Origin of the sequence: Mesorhizobium sp. M1A.F.Ca.IN.022.07.1.1 (genome assembly GCF_003997575.1) — a bacterium.
Classification (GTDB): domain Bacteria; phylum Pseudomonadota; class Alphaproteobacteria; order Rhizobiales; family Rhizobiaceae; genus Mesorhizobium.
Genome location: NZ_RZST01000001.1, coordinates 17,203 through 36,622 on the forward strand (window position 1 = coordinate 17,203; position 19,420 = coordinate 36,622).

Below are 19,420 nucleotides of genomic sequence, written 5' to 3' on the forward strand. Positions count from 1 at the left end.
AATTATCCTCATGCTGTCCGACGAGGTGGTCTGCGGCTTCGGAGGCACCGGGAACTGGTTTGGTAGCCAGACATTTGGCATGGAACCGGACATGCTCTCGATCGCCAAGGGGCTTTCATCCGGTCACCTGCCCATTGGCGGCGTCATTATCTCCGACAAGATTTATCAATGCGTCGCTGACGAGGCCCACAAGGTCGGCGTGTTCGGTCACGGTTTCACCTACTCCGGTCATCCGGTGATAGCGGCCGTCGCCGCCGAGGCGATCAAGATCTACCGCGAGATCGATTTCGTGACCCAGGCGCGTCGTCTCGGCGATCACTTGCATGGAGCCCTCGCGGACGCGCTCGGCGACCATCCGCTTGTCGGTGAAGCCCGCGGCCGCGGCTTCATCGCGGGGGTTCAGATCGTCGAGGATCGTGCGCCCGTCGCGTCTTCGCGCCCGAGCTGAGGATCGGCGATGTCGAGCGGCGGTGCCGCGAGCACGGCGTCATGATCCGCAATATGGGAGACGTGCTTGCAATCTGTCCGCCCTATGTAATCACCGAAAGCGAGATCGACGCCTTGGTTGACGGCATTCGTTCTGCACTCGACGGCGCCGCTGCTGCGAATTCCCGGGTCGGTCGGGTGGCATGAGTTCCAGCATTAAGACCGACTGCTTCACTTCAGTGGATATTATCGAGCAAACGCTCACCCGAGGGGTGCACTTCATCCGTGTCCGGTACAAAACGTCACCCATGTCTCAGGTCGGGCACGCCGCTCGCCAACGACACCGAGTTCGGCCTCGCGGCCTACTTCTACACCGGCGATCTCGGTCGCGCCTTCCGCGTGATGGAAGGACTGAAGTACCGGCGTCAATGAAGGCCTGATCACCACGCCGGAGGTGCCGTTCCGCGGCGTCAAGGAATCGGGCCTCGGCAAGGAAGGCGGCCTCCAGGGCATCGTGGATTATCTCGACACCAAACATGTCTGCATCGGCGGTCTCGGCCTCTAGTGGTTCCCGCCTGACATAGGAGTCCAATCAGAGATTCCCTTTCTGGCCTGCGCGTGCGAGTCTGGCGCATGCGCACAGGAAGATCGTTCACCGTTTCGTCGGCCGATCGCGTCCGTCTGACGGCGCTGATCAGGGATCGCAACGCCCCGCAAAAGCATGTCTGGCGCGCCGAGATCGTGCTTTTGCCCGCCGACGGCGTCGGCACCGGCGAGGTCATGCGCCGCATCGGCAAGTCGAAGACCGACGTCTGGCGCTCCGGCCAAGACCTCGGCGCGTTGACGGCTGAGCATGTCCTTGCCGCTGTCGAACATCGGCTGTCACTCTCGGCGACCTCCGGTACCCGCACCGCAGCAACTTCTCACATCCGGACATTTCTTCGGTTTTTGTATTGGGCTGGCCACCACGACCAGAATCTCGCGCGCGTCGTCCCCAGGACGCCCCACTGGCGTTTGGCTCATCTAACCCTCGAACTCGGCTACGGCCCGTCGACGGTCTTCTTCACATGGGTCGGATTCAACGAAATGGACGAGGTCACAGGCGACGGCCATGCTGAACTGCTCGACGACGGCTCCATCGAGATCACCTTCGTTATCACAACGGCGACGAGGCAATCCTCAAGGCCAAACGGGACACTTCTTCAACGGCCTGCTAGGAGATCCGTGTTCGCCTTGCGCTGACAAAGAAGCTCACACATGACGTCCGGGAGACGATGCCGCAAAGGATTTGGCCGAAGCATTCCACCCACAATACCAAAGCCCGTCCCGATCCAAAGCGCTTCTAAGCACTCGATCTCAGGCGCGAGGCCGGTTGGCCAATGCACCTTCTTGGTCCGCCGGAAGAGAGCCCCGCCCTCTCGACAATGGCTTCATGAGGTCTCGCCCTGCAGTGTCGACCGTAAAAAAGGGCGCGCGAGGCGCCCTTCATTTTAAACCGGCAGTTGGGAAGCGGACTTCACTTGATATTCAAAAGCGGTAGGTGACACCTGCGCCTATCAGCCAGGGATCGAGCTCCGCCTTCCCCGTCAGCTTTGCGCCGGCCACCGTGACGTCGAAGTCCGGCTTCAGGAAAAGCTTCTTCACGTCGAAGTTGAGGCCCCAGTGCTGGTCCACCATGTAGTCGAATCCGACTTGCAGCGCCGTGCCGAACGTGTTCTTCACCTTGAGAGCGTCAGCGCTGCCGGTGTCCTGGTTATAGAAGATCGTGTAGTTCACGCCGGCGCCGACATAAGGCTTGAACGCGCCGAGATCGGTAAAATGGTACTGCAACGTGAACGTAGGCGGCAGCAGCCAAACTTTGCCGATGTTGCCCAACCCACCGATCGTCCCTTGGCCCGCGATGTTGGCATAGGTGGTACCGAGTATGAGTTCGGCGGCGATGTTGTCGTTAAAGAAATACGAGATATCGAGTTCCGGCGTCACCGTGTCCGAATAGGAAAGACCGGAGCCGGGAAGCGTATCAACGTAGCCCAGATCTTTCGTAACGACGCCCAACCCTCGCAGGCGGACCTGCCAAGGGCTTGGCGCTTCGGTGACCGAGGCTCCCGTCTCCGCCAGGACAGTCTCTGCTTGCGCAGGCTCCGCGGCGACGGCCTGCTGTCCCACCATGATTAGGGCCACCGCCGCTGCTATTGCCCGCGCTACGCCCATTCGCGTTCTCGCCATGATATTCACTCCTTGATGTTCAGAAAGGATGCACTGCACTATTTCGTCTCCTGCTCGAATGAATTGTTGATGGAGCTCAAATGCTCCTCTTGCGTTGCAACGCGTACCGCCATCTCCGGAAGGTGATCGTTGAAGCCGATTACGCTGCGGAGAAAATTGGTGCCTAGACTGATGAATGCGGCTTGCTCCCGATTGTCCTTGCCGTAGCCGTGCCCGCCTGCGCTGGCCCCGTAGAAGTAAGCGGGATAGCCAAGAGCCTGCAGTTTTGCGGCCATCTTGCGCGCATGGCCCGGATGGACGCGGTCGTCGCGTTTCGTGGTGGCGATCAGGATAGGCGGATAGGGCTGTCCCGGCGCCGCGGCGTGATAGGCGGAGATTTCCTTTAGGAAAGCCCAATCGTGAGCCTTGTCCGGATCGCCATATTCGTCGATCCAGCTCGCGCCCGCCAAGAGCTTGGTGTAGCGACGCATGTCGATAAGCGGAACTGTGCAGAACAGAGCCCCGAAATGCTCAGGATAGCGGGTCAGCATGTTTGCGATCAGCAGGCCGCCATTTGAGCCGCCCTCAGCGGCAATCCGCCTCGGCAGGGTGACGCCCCTTCGCACGAGGTCGGCGGCAACGGCGGCGAAATCGTCATGGGCGAGACGCTTGCCCTCCCTGCGCCCGGCATCGTGCCAGCGGGTGCCGAACTCGCCGCCGCCGCGGATGTTCGCCTCCACACACGTGCCGCCGCGCTCGAGCCACAGCTTGCCCAGCGGGGAGTTGTAGTAGGGCAGGAGTGATGTGCCGAACCCGCCATAAGCGGAAAGGTGAACCGGAGCATCTCCGTTCCCGTTCGCCGGACCAACCTGCGTGTAGGGGATCAGCTCATGATCGATAGAGACTGCCTCGTGGCGCGTGACCACCAGTCCGGATGCATCGAAATTCTCCGGGCTGCGCTTCAGGATTGCTGAAGCGCTGAGAGACGGCGCGGCATTGAGATCGAATAGCAAGAGCTGCGGCGGCGTGATCGGATCCTGAGCACAGACCAGGACCTCTCCATTGGTCTCGTGAACTGCCGCATCGAATGACCAGACGTGGACAGTCCCTTCGGCCGGCAGGGTGTCCAGGACTCGGCGCGTCCATTCCTGGTGGCCGGGAGTGAACATCTCGAAACGCGGTACGAGATTGACGAGGTAAGAGATAATGAGCTTCCCGTCATTCCAGAAGAATGACTGCAGAGAGCGCCTTTCCCCTGGTTGAAACAGGGTCTCAAAACGGCGTCCGCCGGCGAGGAAAGAGCAAAGCGAGATGACGATCAGCGCGTCGGCGGGATGGGTGGTGCCTCCCACCGTCCACGGCTTGCGCGGCCTTACCGCCAGCCAGTCGCCGAAGACCCGCCACGACGCGTCACGAGGAAGATCGATCTGCCTCCTCGGCCCGCTCCTGTCGCCGATCCAGCTGATCTTCTCGAAGAAGGCCGGCTTCTCGATGAACCAAAGGCGCTCGCTGCGGCCGGTGCGGTCCGAATGACCAGACACCTTGAGGCTCTCGAACCCGGCCTCGAAGATTACCGGCGTGGTGAGGGGATCCGCGTCACGCTTCCACAGTCGCACGGTGCGCGCATAGCCGGAGCGGGTGGCCATGCCATTACCAAGCGCACTGGAAAGCAGAAGCGCGTCAGGGTCCAGCCAACTAACGTAGCCTTTGGCCTCGGGGAGATTGAAACCGTCGGCGACAAAGCTCAGAGAGATCAGGTCGAATTCGCGATGCACGACCGCGTCGCTGCCGCCGCGCGACAGGCGCAGAACGGCTCTTTCCCGTCTCTCCGGCTCGACGGACGCGCCGTCCCAGATCCAATCCTCTCCGTCGCTAGCCGCGAGAGCATCTAGATCGAGCAGTAGCTCCCATTGGGGATCCGCCTTCATGTAGGCGGCAAGGGTGGTCCGGCGCCACAGTCCGCGTGGATTTCCGGCATCTCGCCAATAATTGTAGAGGTACTGACCACGGCGCGCGATCAGGGGAAGGTTGTCGCAATTGTCGAAAATGGCTGTCAGAGCCGCCCGGTCGCGCTCGAACTGCGTTCCACCGAAGTGCTTCAGGGTCTTTGCCGACTGGCCGGCGGCCCAGGCAAGTGCCCGCTCGCCCTCTACATCTTCAAGCCAGAGATAGGGATCGTCGTCGGGAGCATCCAGCGTTGGACGGACATCAAATGCGTTCATGTCCGGACAGCCTTCAGAAAGAAGGGATAGAGGCTTCCGTCGGCTCGGGAACGCTCAGTGTTGGTAGCGGCGCCCACATGTTCGAAAAGCGTGATCATTGATGAGTTCTTCCAGTCGGTGCGGCATCGCAGGGCTTTTGCGCATAGGATCGCAACCGTCGTGCCAACTGGGAAAATCGTTTCGGAACAATGCGATCGCTCTGGAAGCGTTGTGTCACATGTCCGACATCGTCGAGAATCCGACAACGAGTGCTCCTCCTAATCACCGGATCAACCTCCGGCGCCAGTCGGTGACACCGTGCAGAACTCGAGCAGTGAAGCTCATTGGTGAACTTGGTTGACGCCCAACATCTTCGCTCTGGAGCGCTTCACGAACACGGATTCATGGCAGACACCATGAGGCGATCGATGCGGTTAGCGACCAAGCTGGCTGCGCCTGTGGGTTTCAGCCGCCAGCTGGAAGCAGCGGAGTTCTGAGGAGATGCGACGAGCGCCACCCAAAGCTCGCGAAGCGCATTGAAATACGTGAGCACTGTCAGATACGGATCGGCGGGATCTTCCCCTTCTTGCGTCGGGCTGGAAGTCAGTGCCTGCGCGCCTGCCAGCAGGGTCTGCATGCTCCGAAGAAAGAGGAGTTTAGGCCCGCGATCCTGACTCGCCACACCGATGTAGAGGCGGGCTGGCTCTCGTGTCGATGGCACAGTCCTGGCGAAGAAGCTGTCGGTACGGTGGATGCCGGGTGGCGGAAATACGGCCGTCTCCGAACGATCGAACAAGGCTGCGATCTGTTTCTCCGCCCTTCGGACGGTCGCGGTCGAAGCGACGATTTTGGACGAATGAGTCCATGAAGACCCGGCCGCGACGACAGCAGGTCGATCGCTGTTTCGTAGAGTGCGGCCACCGTTCCAAGCGGGCCAGAGATCAGGTGCAGTTCGTCCTGGATGACAAGATCCGGCGGATCGAGCCGATGCCCGTTTCCGAAGGGGCGACCTTCGCCTGGCCCATACGCGCCGAAGAACCCCTTGTCCGGATCATACCGGTCTACGTGTCCAAAGAATGCGCCGCTCTTGCCAATCCATGGAAGGGAGGCAAATTTGTCCACCGTGGCGATGAGAAATGCGGGAAGACGGCGGTAAATTGGCTCGTCCACCACGAGCACCGGCAGGTGTCGATCCCGCGTGAAGTCGCATTCGGCGTTCTCGCATTTGAGCACTAGATTCTGCGGAGCCGTCCTGTTGGGCGTGAAGTGGAAGCTCTCTGGCTTGAAGGGCTCACCACACCACGGACATGCCTTCAGTGGCACCGGGGATTTCGTCTTAGGTCTGCTCTGGTACCGCTTCAGCCAGGTCGTCGCGGCGTCCTTGTCGGAAGAATTTCGCGGCTGGATTGTTCGGTGAGGCTGCGCCGCCCACCCAGAGTCCAATCTCGATCGGCCATTCGCCAAGCGTCTTCCGGCCATTGTCATCATGGGTCCGCAGGAATTCGAGCGCGCAGACGAGACCAGCGGCGTGAGCAGGCGTAACGTGTAGCGCATGATGACGCTGATGCCCGCACCCAGCACGCCAGATCCGCGGAGCCGCCTCAGCACAATCGCATAGGCGGCAAGTCCAAGATACGCTCTTGCCGCCGCCGGTCGGAAAAAAAGCAGGTCGACGATCTCACGCTCACCACTGTTTCGGTCGGTCACGCCAACGAGATTGAGGAGGACGAAGGCTAGCTGGAACGGCCGCCATGTTGGCGGGTCTACATCGCCCGGCAGCTTCTTCTGGATCACTGCCTCGCGCCGGCGGTTGGCCATCGCCATCGCCGTATTCATCAGGCCGAATGCTTCACGCGCCACCGTATCACGCTTAAGGAGATCTATCCCATCGCGAATCCTGCTGCCGGCGGTGTCAACTTTTTCCAGAAGCGCCTGGCCCGTCTTTAGCCGTCTCGGCGCAAGCCCTGTCATCATTCCTTCCTGACCCCGCCGCCACTCGGCGTAAAGTTCAGGCAGTGAATCCAAGGCTGCACTGACCGCTTCGGCTCCGGAAACGGCAGCCCGAGCGAGAGCCTCCATGCCGAACTCGACGCCATCGCTCCTTGCCGGGACGACACGCTCCACCTCCTGCTGCGGAAGGAAATCGGTCCAAACACGCGTCACGGGGAGCGGATCGTTCGTCGCGTCACGCCGTTCTTGCCAGCCGGCAGATGTGTTGTGACCAACGGCATATTCGCGGACATCGCGATAATGGAGATCGCCCAGCCTAAGTTCGAAATCATCGGACTGGTAGGTGGACAGGTCGCTGCGCGGATAAAATCCATCCGCACATTCGAGCTCGATCCGGGTCTGGAACGCGTAGGCCACGTCCTTGTACGGAGCCTTTGTGCTCCGTCGACGGTTTACCAAGAAGACGGTGATGACGCGCAGACGCTCTTCAGCCCCTTCCGGAGTCTTTTAACGGAGCACACGGTGTGAACGGCGACTTCGATGCCGCCGCCCGGCCTGTGAGGCGCAGCGCTTTCCGGCAGCGGGATCCCGGACTGGTTCCGAGTGACGTCGAGGACGATCGCGGCTTCGCCGGAAACCCGAACCCAACGGAGGTTCTCGGGCTTTTCTGGCTTTGGCTTGCCCTTTCCCGACACTTCGGGAATGAGGAGCGCATCGGGCAATGGGGGCTCCGTCTTATAGTTCCCCCATGTTGCGCGCAGCGTGACTTGACTCACCGTTTCCGGAAGAACCACCGTCAACCCTATCGACGACGGAAGAAACCTGTCCCGCGGTGGTTGGTCAGTCGAATCCTTCTCATCGACCTCCTCCTCGACAGCGGAGTCCAGCGTCTCACTGGCGAGAAGGTCGTCGGCGGTTTCTTCGATGGTTTCCTCGCCGTCAGGTATCACAGGCGCAACACCGTCGTAGGCGGGAACGATAAAGCCCCCGACGTACCAGCGATTGCTTCTTGGTCAGGACTTCGCGTGCGAGATCCTGATCAAGGTCAGGATTCGGGCCGACTAGGTCGGATATATCGCGATTTGGACCAGCGAAGCCCCAGTGAGGATCGTGGCTGGCCGTTGATCGGAAACGAATCGGAGGCACCTTCAGGTAACGCACGATGAAGTTCACCATTTCCCTTTCTGATGCAGCTCGTCACACTATTACGCTTGCCACACTGGAAGCCTATGTTCTCGGAGATGGTCGTCCGCGCCGAACAAAGCTGGAAACGCTGGGGTATCTTTGGGGCTTCAGTCGCGAGGACTCGAAAGGAACGACCCATTTCCATGTCGATCTTATGAGTCTCAGCATTTCAGCCAAGCGATCACGGAACAGCGTGAAGCCCAACGATCAGGCTGTCCGCCTGAAGAGCGAACTGATGGATCGATGGGCACCACACTTGACGCTCATCGGTGATTTCCACAGTCATACCTATGAAAATCTTGCCGAGGTACGGGACATTCGTGGATTCGAGTTTTCGGATGCTGACGAAGCATCATTTCTAGACGACGACTTCCTGTGGGAGCGGGCTAACGACCAGCCAATCATGCTGGCAATGACAATCTGCAAGCTGGCGCGGGTCCATGAAAAGCATGCCGCTGAGACCATACGCTCGAACATTGCGCATTTCGACGTGGGTGAATTTCGGTTCTGGTTGAATGCTGCTGTTGGATTCCTAGACGCCTCCGGGTCCAGACGCTGCACTGGGAATCGTCCTTCAAACGTGAAACTCAGAATTGATTCTCGCTTCTACAATTACTCGAGAGACAGGCTCGTTGTTGCTACCCGTGCATTGATTTCCTCGCCTTCTCCCATGGGAGCTTAAGTTTCGTGCGGAAAAACGATTATCAAGAACTCGCCGACGTAAGTGCGGAAATTGGCACGTACAGGCAGGCCTTACGGTTGGAATGATAATGACACCTAGAGCTCATCTTATGACTTGCGAGTCGGTTTCCGATCTAACTACGCGAAATATCAATCGTCACAGCTATGTCCCTGTGGTTCATGACGGTGGTTTCGGGGGACTATTCTTTGCAGAACGCTTCTTCGACGCGACACCGCCGAGTGGAAAAATCTCTGAGCGTGTTTCCGCTCCAGAAGAGACGTTGGTTGGAGCCGACGCAAGCATTTCTAGACTTCATCCGAGACGCCGACCAAAGGCCGTGTCGGCTAGGGTCAGGACTTCGGTAACGGGGCCGTCCTCGTCAAGGCAAATTTGATGCAAGAAGGGATCGCCCATCCGGGTGCGCGGAGAGCGTGATTGCATTTTGGTTGTGCTATATCGCCTGCTTTCCTGCCGTATGAGGTTCTGCCCGGGTTCATGCTTCGGTCCGTGGTCGGCGCGGCGGCCGCCAACATGATGCTTGTCCAATATGGTTCCGATGCGCCCATCTCATTGGCGTGCTCGCCCGGCGGGGCGGCATCAGTCCAGACCGCGGCGTCATCGGGACCACGTCCCGGGTCGGGGACCTCGCAGGTCTGCGCTCAGGCAGACATCAACACGGAGATTAGCTCATGCATGGATCGGCTCTGGCGCTCCTTCCCAGCGGAAGTTTCTTCCGTCCAGCCACATCCGATGCAGGATCACACCGATCCGACGCGCCAAGGCCACCATGGCCCGCTTGGTGCCGCGCCGTTTCGCGACCCGCGAGGCCCATGTCCGCAACCACGACCCACGGCCCCGGTTCATCATGACGGTTGCGGCCTGGCATAAGGCGCGGCGTAAATGGGCGTCACCGGCTTTGGTGATACCGCCTGTCACGTCGCGCTCGCCGGACTGCTGCCGTGAAGGGGGGAGGCCGACCCACGGGCCGACTTTCTTCGACGACGAGAACCGAGCCGGATCATCCACGGCCGACTTGAAGGTCAATGCGACCACCGCGCCAACGGCCGGCATGGTCATCAGCAAGCGGCAGGTCGGGTCGTCCTGTGCTAGGCTGCGCACATGCCGCTCCAGTCGCGCCAGTTCATGGCGGAGGGTGGCACGGGCGCGAAGCATCGGCTCGGTTGCCGCCACCAGCGTAGTGTTGCTGGCAACCAGTTCCTGAATGCGAGCATCAAACCGTCCTTTGGAGATTGCGCCGACTTTCAAGCCGAAGTTCCGCAATAACCCGCGCAAGGACATTTCCAGAGCGATCACGCCCTGCTGGATGGATTTGCGCGCCCCGAGGAGTGCGCGGATCTCCTGGGCAGACACCGACTTGCAATGGACTGGCCGGAACCAGCCCAAATGTAGCAGCCGGGCAATACCTTCAGCATCGCGCCGGTCTGTCTTGATCGGCATGGCTTTCAGAGCACCCTTCACTTGCCGGGTATCCATCAGAACCACTTCCAGGCCGGCTTCGGTCAGCCCCCGGTGCAGCCATTGCGACAACGGCCCGGCTTCCATCCCGATCATCGCAATTTCGCCCTGTTGCTCCAGCGCGAATTGCGTCAGCGCCGCGGGATCGCTGCCGACCTCAGCCTCCTTCACGATCTTGCCGTGCTCGCTGACAATGCAGACCGCAGTCTTGGCGAGTGAGACATCCAACCCAATGAACAGTTTCATCCCGTAATCCTCCTGTCAGAATCAGATACGGGAGCGTCGGCGGCAACCGGTCAGCATGCAATCGGTAACGGGCAGCGCACGACGCAGGCCCCGTTACAGCATCTCATTGATCCAGAAGATGAACGCTGCAGCGAAGGCGATTGCTGACAAGAATGTGTGCGCGCATCGGTCGTATCGAGTGTGGATGCGTCGCCAGTCCTTGAGGCGGGCGAACATGTTCTCGATCCTGTGGCGCTGCCTGTAGAGCAGCGGATCATAGCTGTGCTGGACACGGTGCTTGGCATGAGGCGGGATGCAGGGTGTGATGCCCTTGCCGATGAGCGCCTCGCGGAAGCCAGTGGAACTGTAGGCCCGATCGGCCAGCAGATGGCGGGCAGGTGGCAGTTCGTCGAGCACGGCAGCGGCGGTTCTGTGATCGTTGGCCTGGCCTTCGCTCAGGTGCAGCAGCAACGGACGTCCCTGGTCGTCGCAAACCACCTGCAGCTTGGTGGTCAGACCGCCTCTGGTCCGTCCGATACATCGGGGTAGAGCCCCTTTTTGAGCAGGCTGGCTGCCGTGCGATGCGCCTTGAGATGGGTGGCATCGATCATCAGCTTGTCTGTGCCGCCGCCCCGGGCCGAGAGTTCGGCCAGAATGCGGTTGAACACACCCAGCCGGCTCCAGCGAATGAACCGGTTGTAGATCGTCTTGTGCGGACCATAGGCGGCCGGCACATCCCGCCAGCGCAGCCCGTTACGGATCACGAACAGAATCCCGCTCAGCACCCGTCGGTCATCGACCCGAGGTACCCCGTGCGAGCGTGGAAAGAATGGCTCGATCCGCCGCATCTGCGTCGGCGACAGCAGTAACAAATCACCCATGGTGGCCACCTCCAGCCACCTTGAATCATCATCGCTCCTTCAACTCAACAATTTAATGGGTCCTGACCCTAGTTGTTTCCTCACGCCAGATCGAAGGTCTCGTCAGCATTTCAGCATGCAGAAATTGCCAGTGCGAGCAGCGCTCTTTGCTCTCGTGACAGCATTCGAGATGTCCATGGCGGATGCGATAGGGAGACGCTTCGAAACGCCGGGCCGCTGGCTGGAGAAGCTTAGCGCCGAAAGAAGAAAGAAGATTTCTCAAGTGATCGCCGATGCGAAGAGTGATGATGGATTTGTGGACGAGATCCTATTCACTCAGTTCTGCGACAAATCTGATATTGTTCGAAAAGGAATAGAGCTCCCCCGGAGCGCGACATCGGCCGCCGACGTGTTCCGGCGAGCTGAGAAACTGAGAAATGCTGTTGCGCATGAAATGACTGTGCCTGGCTCCTTCCGCCGCGAAAAATATCGCAGTGTTGGTCAGAGATATGATGATTTTGAAAAGGGAGATTGATGGATAGAAGGCTTGCTCTGCGCAGTTGCCTTTTTGGTGCGTTGGGAGACGAAACGGAGACTGTGCAGGACCCTCCATTAAGCGCTCGAGGTTGCGCGCGTACTCATCTTCCAGTTCGACGCCGGCCTCTTGGAGAATGGCTACTTCTTCTCTGGTTAGAAGCCAGTCAGGCGACTCTACAGGGGGCACGTCGGCGGTGCCTTCGCCTAATAAATCCTCGTCCTCCGCAGCCTGCTGTGCGGCTGCCAATGCTGCCTGGATAGTCAGCGTCGCGTCGAAGACCGTGTCCCTCTCGGTGATTTCGAACTCGTGGCCACGCTCGGTTTGATACTTACGACCAAGAAAGCGATCCCGCAGTTCAGCGAACTGCCAATGCATGTCCTCTCGGCCAGCGTGATGTTTTTCGATGCCCTCGGGTTTGAAGTAGCAGACCATTTGCTCGACACCGCCTTGATGATGCCCCGGCGACGTGGCCAGGCGACTAGGAATGGGTGTTGATGTCCTGCTCAATCTGCCGTGCTGATTCCAGAATGTCATCGAAACTCGGCGGAGTGCCGAAGATCATGGCCGCCGTATTGGCATAGTCGCGCGTGAGCGCGTCCACCATCTTTGGAGCGGGCGCGATCGCGAAGCTGCCCGGGACTGCTGAGGCGAGGTCATAGTCGGGACGGTCGAAAAACATTCGTGCGTGCCGCACGCAGTCGGCGCCAAGATCGAGATCGCCGAGCGCGGCCTTTCCGGTCTCGGATCCGAGAAGACAGTGCATGTATGGACAGCCTCCGCGTGGCAAGGGCTTTCTGACATTGATGACAGGTTGGTCGGGTGCAGGCATGTATTCGGCCTTTGAGTGCGGCCTGTTCATGCCGCTGGCCTTGAAGTCCGCGGATCGGATCCCAGACAGGTCAACGCGCTTTTTGAGCGGCACCCACTGAGCGGGTTTTTCCGATCCCGGTTCGACCGTCGGTCATCACACCATCAGCACCTCACCAACCTCTGTGCATCCTCTGCGACTACGTCACTACGCCGGTGAATCCGCGAAGCGCTTGCCCGTAGTCATCAGCGCCCAGACGATCCGGGCCATCTTGTTTGCCAAGGCCACCGCAACGACGTTGTACGGCTTTTTCGCCAGAAGCTCGGCAGCCCAGCGAGTGGGTGCCGCTTTGCCCTTACGACAGAAGCGAAGCACGGCATGGGCTCCCACAACAAGAAGGCGACGGATGTAGGGATCGCCTTGCTTGCTGATCCGCCCGAGCCGATCCTTTCCTCCGGATGAGTTCTGTCGCGGCACCAGGCCAAGCCAAGCCGCGAGTTGCCGGCCGGATTTGAACAGGGAAGCATCTGTCACGGTCGCAACGATTGCGCTGGCGGTGATCGGACCGATGCCGGGGATCGTTTCGAGGCGACGGCTCAACTCGTGCGAACGATGCCAGATGTGAATCTGTCGGTCCAGCTCACCGACCTTCTCGTGCACCTCACGCAATTGCTGTAGGGCCGATCGGGCAAGCGGGGGAATGAGGTCGTGCCCCTCGTCCTCAACCAACGCGACGAGCATGCTCAGCCCTGTAGCACCCTATCGGCAGCCGTGTGGTGGCCATAGTCGGCGATCGGTTCGTTGCGATACCAGTAGATCGCCTTGTCGACGTCGCCGGTGAGCTCCGTCGCGGCCGAGATCACTTGTACCATCTCGCGCATCCGGCCCTGCAGGCGTTCCGATGAGGGATTGCGGAGCGTGTTGCGATGAACCCCGGTCAACTGTGCCAGATTGGCCACCTTCACGCCCAGCGCCTGCGACAGGCGCTTCGGCGAGATATAAGGCGTGCGCGGCTCCTGAAGGCTATCGACAAAGCCTGAGACCGCCTTGGAGTGTGCGAGCTGTGCGTAGGTTATGACAAATTACGACCTCTCATACGCACAATATATTAACATTTGAATGCATAGCAAGTGGACACGAATTATATGACTTGGTTTAACGGCACTCTGCAATTCGTCAGGCTAAGGGGCAGCATAAGGCCCGGGAGCGGACGGCAGGGGACGGGCGGATTGGTTCCGATAGCGGACCTTCTCTAGTGCGGGTGTCAAGGTGGAAGTAGCGCGTCGACAAGGCGTTCGATCGTTTCCGCTACGCCGTCGTCGACTAGTGTTTGCCGGATCGCCCGCCGCTTGGCGGTGAAGTGCGCGCTGTCGGGTAGTTCGATGCGGGCGGCGATTCCGGCAGCGTGCAGCGCCGCCGCGGCAAGGTCCACGTGCAGTGCCTCGGAAGCGTCGAATTCAGGGATAGGCAGCGTCCAGACGAGATTGTCGAAGTCACGCGGATCTCGCTGTCCGACTGGCTGAAGGTCCTTTACGCGATCAAGCACAATACTCGTGTTCAGGACGGCAGCAACGTACGCGGCTTCTTCGAGTGAGTTGGCGGCCGACCAATAGGCCTTGTGGTCGATAATCACATCGTCGTCCTCTAGCCAGCACGCGCTCAATCGCGTTCCAGCTTTGGTGTAGAGAACTCGAATCGGCGATCTCGCCGCCTGCGCCACCAGTTTTTGAAGGTGGTTTAGCGACCGCGTCAGCGTCATACGAGGCGCGCCGTCTACCCCCTTGTTGCTATGCTCGTTCCACTTCGTTTCGGCATCGCGCAACCACGCCGCAAGGCCACGATGGCCTCGTGCGTCAGCGCTTGCCGCCGTGAGGATTGCACCGCTCTCCATCGGAACCACGCCCGTCACGAGGTCGAGGACCCGATAAGGTGCGACGGACTCTCCCAGCGCAATTCGACGCACGAATATGCGTTCGACCGGGCCCTCGGGAGGCTCGACGCCGGTCCACGGCCGCTTGTCGAGACTACCAACACGGCCGCGCAGGCGCGGCGCATCGCGGCGGCTTTGCAGGCGTCCGGCTGCGGCATACTCCACGAGAACAAAGCGCCTTGGAAAGAGGCTTGCACCATTACGGAAGCGTGTCCGATATGGAGATGCAGCAAGTAGCGTTCTCGGCCTTGGCCAAGCCGCGCGCATATGCGCGAGCACCTCGGCCGCCTCGGCCTCGCTGGCATCACGCCGTGGAAGCACACCTACCCAGCGATCGAATTCCGCCGGCGGCGGCCCGGCACGGTCACGCTCACCGAACAGCACACAGGTGCTCGTCGTGCTGCTGCCGGATTGCGCACCGAAGATCGGCCACACCCGCTCCAGACCCCAACCGCCGATGATCGCTACCCGCACGCGCTCCATGCCCCCGTCGCGCATTCCGGCGAACACGGGAGCGTTGAGCGCGGCATAGGGCAGAACGAGCGCCAGCACGCCGCCGTCGCGCAGGTAGCGTTCCGCGCCGCGCGCCCAAAACAGCGCACACATGTCCTGTTGTGTGGCCAGACTGCACCGACCCAGAGATTGTAGCTCCGCAGCGCCTCGCGCAGCCGGTCCTTCATGTCCGCGCTCAGGTGGCGATAAACGATCCAGGGCGGATTGCCGATCAGGACGTCAGCCCGGTGATCGGGATGCGACAGCCACACTGGGCGCAGCAAGTTGCGCAGAATGAAAGTCCAGATGTGGTTGCGGCCGTCAAGATAGAGTTCCTTGAGCTGCGCGAACGTTTGGCCGAGCATGGCCGCGTCCTCGGTGGTCGCGCCGGCGAGAGCGATGGCATGGCGAATGGCCTCCGGCTCGGCGAGCGTGTCGAGCCCGCGGTTGAGCTCGTCGAGCGCACGCTCGAACAGATGTTGGTCGCTCGCCAAGCCGGCGGGGATGCGCAGGGGCGGATCGTTGGGCGGCACGTCGACCAGCACTTCGGCCGATGCGCCCAGCGGTCGCAGGTTCCACTGCATCGAGTCGCCCATATAAACCGGCACGCTGAGCGTGGGCGGCCGATCCTGTACCAAATCGCCGAGTGCCAGCAGCCACGTGACGCGCGCGAGCGCGACCGCGACAGGGTGCACGTCGATCCCGAACACGCGATCGGCACAAGTCTCGACGATCTCGGCTGGTGGCACCCCAGCCTGCCGACCGGCTTCGATCAGGCGGCGAAGCGCATGGAACAGAAAGGTCCCAGAGCCACAGGACGGATCGAGCACCCGCTGTTCCAGCGGGCGAGGAATAGCCGCCGTGACCACCCGCGCGGCCAACCAGTCGGGGGTGTAGTATTCACCGAGGTCGTGGCGCTCGTCGGGGTCGATCAGGCTCTCGTAGAGACTCTTGAGCACGTCGACCTTGACATCGCGCAGGCGAAAACGAATCGTTTCGGCGGCAAGCGAACGCACCAGGTCATCGCCGCCCGTTGCGAGTAGGGGCCAGTCGAAGAAGTCAGCCTCGACGGCGCCGACAATACCCTCATTCGCCAGCAACCGGCCCGACAGCATCTCCGCCGGATCGCCAATTTCCAGATCGAGGACGCGCGCCGCGATCGCCTTCACGAGGATAGTCAGGTAGGTGTGTTGGAGGAACAGCGCATCACTGCCCACGTCATCGCCGTATACCTGGCGCAGCAACCCATCCCACAGGTTCCGCTTCAACCGCACTTCGGGATGGTCGCCGACCTCGGACCACAGGCGCTGCAGTTGCGCGTGCGCGCGGCCGAAGGCAAGGCTGTATCGACCGAACGCGAGCGCGACAGCGATCGGTGTCGGCATCACCTCGGGAACGGGCGAGAGCAGCGGCTCGAGCCAGGTCAGCAACCGTTCGGGGTGGTCGACGTCGACGTCATAGCGGCCGATGCTCGTGAGCCTGCCGAGATCCAGCGTGTAAGCGAGCAGCGTCGCGCCGTCGGTGGCAAGACCGACGGTGGTACGGCCAGGTGCGCTGCCGCGGCTTGCATCGGCCAGATAGTCGGGCATACGGGCGACGACATCACGCTCTTCGCGCCGTAGATCGCTCTTCAGCTCGATCACGGTGGCGCCCCACGCCACGTCGATCCGCCCACTGTTGTCGACAAGGTAGCGCTCGTGCTCTAACTCGCTGAACGCGGCGCCGAAGCCTTCTCGCAGCAGTTCCGTGATCAGGCCCCGCAACGCCTCGTGTCGTGGCCGGGAAGCCATCGATCGGACGATGTCGGGCAGACGATCTCCGCGCCAACTGTTTGCCACTTTCCCCTCCCGCTTGAGGCTGTACCGTTGCCGCCGCATGCGCGAGAGCATAAGTTGCCACCATGAGATTCGCTCAAGCAGACTTGTTCGCGCAAGACGACGCCGAACGCAACACGCTATCGCAATCAGAGCGGGTAGCGATCCGATCGCGTCTGGAAACGACACTGGCCAAGCTCGAAGCCACGGCAATCTTCCCTTGGCGCGATCCGCTGGACGCCGTGCACGAGGAGAACCGCTTCCAACGCGACAGCGAAATGCTCGGTGAGGAGGGCGTTCTTCTGTGGCACCGGTTCGACACAGAGATGGACCGGCTCCACGCGACGCGGTTCTCTTCCGACCTCCGCTCCGCTGGATCGACGAATTGACCAGTAGTTTGTCAAGTGCTTGGAAGTCGACCAGAGCCAAAATGAGGCGCAAAGTTACTACGCAAGCTTTGCCTGAAATGGGCCGCTGGGCTCAAATGTCTTTAGTCCGCCCCCCAATTTAGCCAGCCAATCCCTATTAATGGCGAGCCCCAGCTCAGCCTCGCTGTGAGGGCACGTCGCTGATGACAGGCGTACGGGAGTCTCCGGTGCGACCGGAGATGAACGTGACTAACGGGTAATCGAGCTGCCGGTCGATACGTACCGCCGGACCGTCCTGCAAGGTCCGACCAATCCCATCAGCTGTCATGAGCTCATGAGGTTCAGATAGCCGGCGGAAGGTTTCGTCCCCGTACCTTTCGCGAGGCCTGGCAGGGGCGCTACGAACATATCGCTCTCTCAGGAAGGCAGAGACCGTATCAGGTGTCGGAACCGTCTCGCTCCGAACCGTGCTCCGAGGACAAAGTAGTGCCTCGAGGCAAAAGAAATGAGGCCGCAGATGGACAGACGCTTGTTAAGCGCTCCCGTTTTCGGCGTCCCACTGGCACCAGCGAGCTTCGCCTCCAGTTCGGCGGCGATGTCGCTCGCAAAGGCTAGGTTCGCCCCGCTGACAGAGGGGACCAGCCCCCTGAAGTTAGGGTCCATCGTCACACTCGCATGATTGTAGAAGAGGTAAAGTGGGACCCACGGCGGGGGCGTGTCCCGCAGGGTGCGGAATTGATAGTCATGCTTGGGCGAGGGCCTATGCAGCAGCTCGCTGTAGGAGCGGTTCTTGTTTTGGACCACGGCGGCGTTTAGGCGCTTGGCTTGGATCCGCACCCAAAGGTCGCGACCCTCAGACACGTTCCAGAACCGCAGATCAAGATCACCCCCGGTGTCCTTTTCGATCGGGTAGGAGATGACGAGCTCTGGACCGGCGAACGCGGCCAGCGCGCCCGTGAGGATGTCGGTCATGGTTTCTTCCCGGAACCTACCGCGCTTGAGGTTGGTCTCGCGGTCGAGCAGTCCCCCGATCACAAGAGGTAGCCGTGTTGCCAGGTCGCAAAGTGTTGCCAACGTTGTAATCCTACGATGACTATTGCCGCTCCGCGAATTCCATAATCACCTACACTCAGCGCAGGGAGTTAGCGTGTGGTTTCAAGCGAGCGGTAATGAACGGGGTCGTGGTTCCGCACGGCATCTAGGATCAGCGTGACGATCGCCTGCGCCTCGCTCATGTCTGGCAAGCGCGAATGACGGCCTATCCGAGCTACAGGCTTCGGCATGGCGCGCTCATGCGCAGCGGCGAGAAGTGCCTCACCTTGCACCTTCCATTTCACTTGCCAGCGACGGACCGCCGCCTCTGGACTCGCCGCATCCCAGTCCGTGCGCTGCCGAACGATGCGCGTCATGGCTGTGGTATACTTCAGGCCAGGCGTCTTCACCATGAGATCTGCAACCATGGTCAGGAAGACTGTATCGTTCTTGCCTGTGCCGCGAGGGCGGCCGCGGGAACGCTCGTCAGTCATCGGGGCGTCCTTTCCGAAGATGACGATGATGCCTTAGGATAAGTAATTCGACAGCCTGATCCTACTGAGAAGAATTGGCATTTCGACCTTTTTAGCGTCGGAAATTCACGTCACGAAGTCCATCAACGAGGATAATTCGATTTGGATGGATTTTTCCTCGCTCCGTGACTATCGCAGGGGATCTGCCCTGCGGCCGGGGGTTCCATCAATACGGTCGGGCTCAAGATCGCGCGGCAGAAACGGCTGTGGGGATACGGTCAGGAGTGAGCGAGATGAAACTACCCCTGTAATGACGTATGGAAGGGCCGACACCCTCGAAGAGCGGCTTGGGCTGACGCCCATGGTCAGCCAGCGTATCGCGGCGATCATCATCTTCGCCGCCGCCATCGAACATCACCTGGAGCGGGCACTGTGGAAGCTCGAGGGCGCCAATCCAACGGGCATTCGACCCGAGACCGACGCGAAGATGATCTCTGATTTGATCGGATGCTTGAAACATTCGCCTCAACCCTGCCAGCAGGAGAGGAGCGCACCCCTGCTTGAGACATGGTGCAATGCAGCCCGTCTCGCGTTTGCGATCAGGAATGACATCGCTCATGGCGTGCCCACCAATTTGGGAGACACGCTGACATTCATGAACAATCCTCGCTGGCATGGCGAGAAGCGAAAGAGACCAGTCAGCGACTATTGGGCCGGACGATCACTCTCTTGATCTCGTTCGTCACGTCTTCGCC

At 60.6% G+C, this 19,420-nt stretch carries 17 protein-coding genes and 5 pseudogenes; 7 read left to right on the forward strand and 15 right to left on the reverse strand.

All coding sequences use genetic code 11. The features are described from left to right. The first annotated feature begins 10 nt into the window (after positions 1–10). The 4 genes and pseudogenes from EOA75_RS00070 to EOA75_RS00080 all read left to right on the forward strand — a co-directional run. Positions 11–448 (forward strand): aminotransferase class III-fold pyridoxal phosphate-dependent enzyme, encoded by a 438-nt coding sequence (locus EOA75_RS00070; RefSeq protein WP_245466517.1) that lies wholly within the window; start codon positions 11–13, stop codon positions 446–448. 41 nt (positions 449–489) lie between these two features. Next, entirely contained in the window at positions 490–633 is a 144-nt protein-coding gene (locus tag EOA75_RS34730; protein ID WP_236473637.1) for a hypothetical protein, read from the forward strand. A gap of 123 nt (positions 634–756) precedes the next feature. Further along, positions 757–991 (forward strand): annotated as a pseudogene (locus EOA75_RS00075) (aldehyde dehydrogenase family protein); the annotation flags it as partial. 68 nt (positions 992–1,059) lie between these two features. Then, positions 1,060–1,245 (forward strand): annotated as a pseudogene (locus tag EOA75_RS00080) (IS630 family transposase); the annotation flags it as partial. A gap of 708 nt (positions 1,246–1,953) precedes the next feature. Here EOA75_RS00080 and EOA75_RS00095 read toward each other — a convergent pair. The 5 genes from EOA75_RS00095 to EOA75_RS00115 form a co-directional block, all read right to left on the reverse strand. Then, the gene (locus EOA75_RS00095; RefSeq protein ID WP_127323348.1) at positions 1,954–2,652 is read right to left on the reverse strand and encodes an OmpW family protein; all 699 of its coding nucleotides are present in this window, start codon (positions 2,650–2,652) and stop codon (positions 1,954–1,956) included. Positions 2,653–2,690: 38 nt separating this feature from the next. Further along, positions 2,691–4,853, reverse strand: coding sequence for a prolyl oligopeptidase family serine peptidase (locus EOA75_RS00100; RefSeq protein WP_095521222.1), 2,163 nt, complete (start codon positions 4,851–4,853; stop codon positions 2,691–2,693). Positions 4,854–5,220: 367 nt separating this feature from the next. Further along, entirely contained in the window at positions 5,221–5,469 is a 249-nt protein-coding gene (locus EOA75_RS00105; protein WP_051695306.1) for a hypothetical protein, read from the reverse strand. Next, on the reverse strand, positions 5,436–7,199 hold the full coding sequence (locus EOA75_RS00110) for a hypothetical protein (protein ID WP_127323336.1): 1,764 nt from the start codon (positions 7,197–7,199) through the stop codon (positions 5,436–5,438). The genes EOA75_RS00105 and EOA75_RS00110 overlap by 34 nt, the downstream gene beginning before the upstream one ends. Before the next feature lie 35 nt (positions 7,200–7,234). Continuing rightward, the gene (locus tag EOA75_RS00115) at positions 7,235–7,732 is read right to left on the reverse strand and encodes a hypothetical protein (RefSeq protein ID WP_051695310.1); all 498 of its coding nucleotides are present in this window, start codon (positions 7,730–7,732) and stop codon (positions 7,235–7,237) included. Between the two features lie 212 nt (positions 7,733–7,944). On the opposite strand from EOA75_RS00115, the gene EOA75_RS00120 reads away from it, so the two are divergent. Next, a complete protein-coding gene (locus EOA75_RS00120) occupies positions 7,945–8,649 on the forward strand; it encodes a hypothetical protein (protein WP_091597890.1) in 705 nt (234 codons plus the stop codon). 687 nt (positions 8,650–9,336) lie between these two features. On the opposite strand, the gene EOA75_RS00125 is transcribed toward EOA75_RS00120, so the two are convergent. The 8 genes and pseudogenes from EOA75_RS00125 to EOA75_RS00155 all read right to left on the reverse strand — a co-directional run bounded on the left by EOA75_RS00125 (position 9,337) and on the right by EOA75_RS00155 (position 16,816). Continuing rightward, positions 9,337–10,371 carry an IS110 family transposase gene (locus EOA75_RS00125; protein ID WP_029354722.1) on the reverse strand — a complete coding sequence of 345 codons (1,035 nt, stop codon included), beginning with the start codon at positions 10,369–10,371 and terminating at the stop codon, positions 9,337–9,339. A 93-nt stretch (positions 10,372–10,464) separates the two neighbouring features. After that, positions 10,465–11,231 (reverse strand): IS5 family transposase gene (locus EOA75_RS00130; RefSeq protein ID WP_236370666.1). Its coding sequence is split into 2 segments (ribosomal slippage): positions 10,465–10,898 and positions 10,898–11,231, totalling 768 coding nucleotides; the frame shifts between segments, so codons are not numbered across the junction. Between the two features lie 307 nt (positions 11,232–11,538). Beyond that, positions 11,539–12,282 carry a hypothetical protein gene (locus EOA75_RS00135; RefSeq protein ID WP_164747219.1) on the reverse strand — a complete coding sequence of 248 codons (744 nt, stop codon included), beginning with the start codon at positions 12,280–12,282 and terminating at the stop codon, positions 11,539–11,541. Then, positions 12,227–12,607, reverse strand: a complete 381-nt coding sequence (locus tag EOA75_RS00140) for a hypothetical protein (protein ID WP_236473639.1) — start codon at positions 12,605–12,607, stop codon at positions 12,227–12,229. The genes EOA75_RS00135 and EOA75_RS00140 overlap by 56 nt, the downstream gene beginning before the upstream one ends. Before the next feature lie 156 nt (positions 12,608–12,763). Next, a pseudogene (locus EOA75_RS00145) lies at positions 12,764–13,261 on the reverse strand (IS110 family transposase); the annotation flags it as partial. A 56-nt stretch (positions 13,262–13,317) separates the two neighbouring features. Next, positions 13,318–13,632 (reverse strand): annotated as a pseudogene (locus EOA75_RS00150) (hypothetical protein); the annotation flags it as partial. Between the two features lie 188 nt (positions 13,633–13,820). Beyond that, a complete protein-coding gene (locus EOA75_RS33810; protein ID WP_164747220.1) occupies positions 13,821–15,038 on the reverse strand; it encodes a hypothetical protein in 1,218 nt (405 codons plus the stop codon). Beyond that, a complete protein-coding gene (locus EOA75_RS00155; protein WP_164747221.1) occupies positions 14,951–16,816 on the reverse strand; it encodes an N-6 DNA methylase in 1,866 nt (621 codons plus the stop codon). Before EOA75_RS00155 ends, EOA75_RS33810 begins: the two co-directional genes overlap by 88 nt. An 83-nt stretch (positions 16,817–16,899) precedes the next feature. Between EOA75_RS00155 and EOA75_RS00160 the strand changes: the two genes are divergently transcribed. Next, positions 16,900–17,181: a hypothetical protein gene (locus EOA75_RS00160; protein WP_029354740.1), complete on the forward strand. Its 282-nt coding sequence runs from the start codon at positions 16,900–16,902 to the stop codon at positions 17,179–17,181. 154 nt (positions 17,182–17,335) lie between these two features. On the opposite strand, the pseudogene EOA75_RS35700 reads toward EOA75_RS00160, so the two are convergent. Next, positions 17,336–18,195 (reverse strand): annotated as a pseudogene (locus EOA75_RS35700) (DUF6615 family protein). 107 nt (positions 18,196–18,302) lie between these two features. Beyond that, positions 18,303–18,686 (reverse strand): hypothetical protein, encoded by a 384-nt coding sequence (locus tag EOA75_RS00170; protein ID WP_091597881.1) that lies wholly within the window; start codon positions 18,684–18,686, stop codon positions 18,303–18,305. A 340-nt stretch (positions 18,687–19,026) separates the two neighbouring features. On the opposite strand from EOA75_RS00170, the gene EOA75_RS00175 reads away from it, so the two are divergent. Next, positions 19,027–19,398: a hypothetical protein gene (locus EOA75_RS00175; protein ID WP_127220022.1), complete on the forward strand. Its 372-nt coding sequence runs from the start codon at positions 19,027–19,029 to the stop codon at positions 19,396–19,398. Positions 19,399–19,420 lie beyond the last annotated feature (22 nt).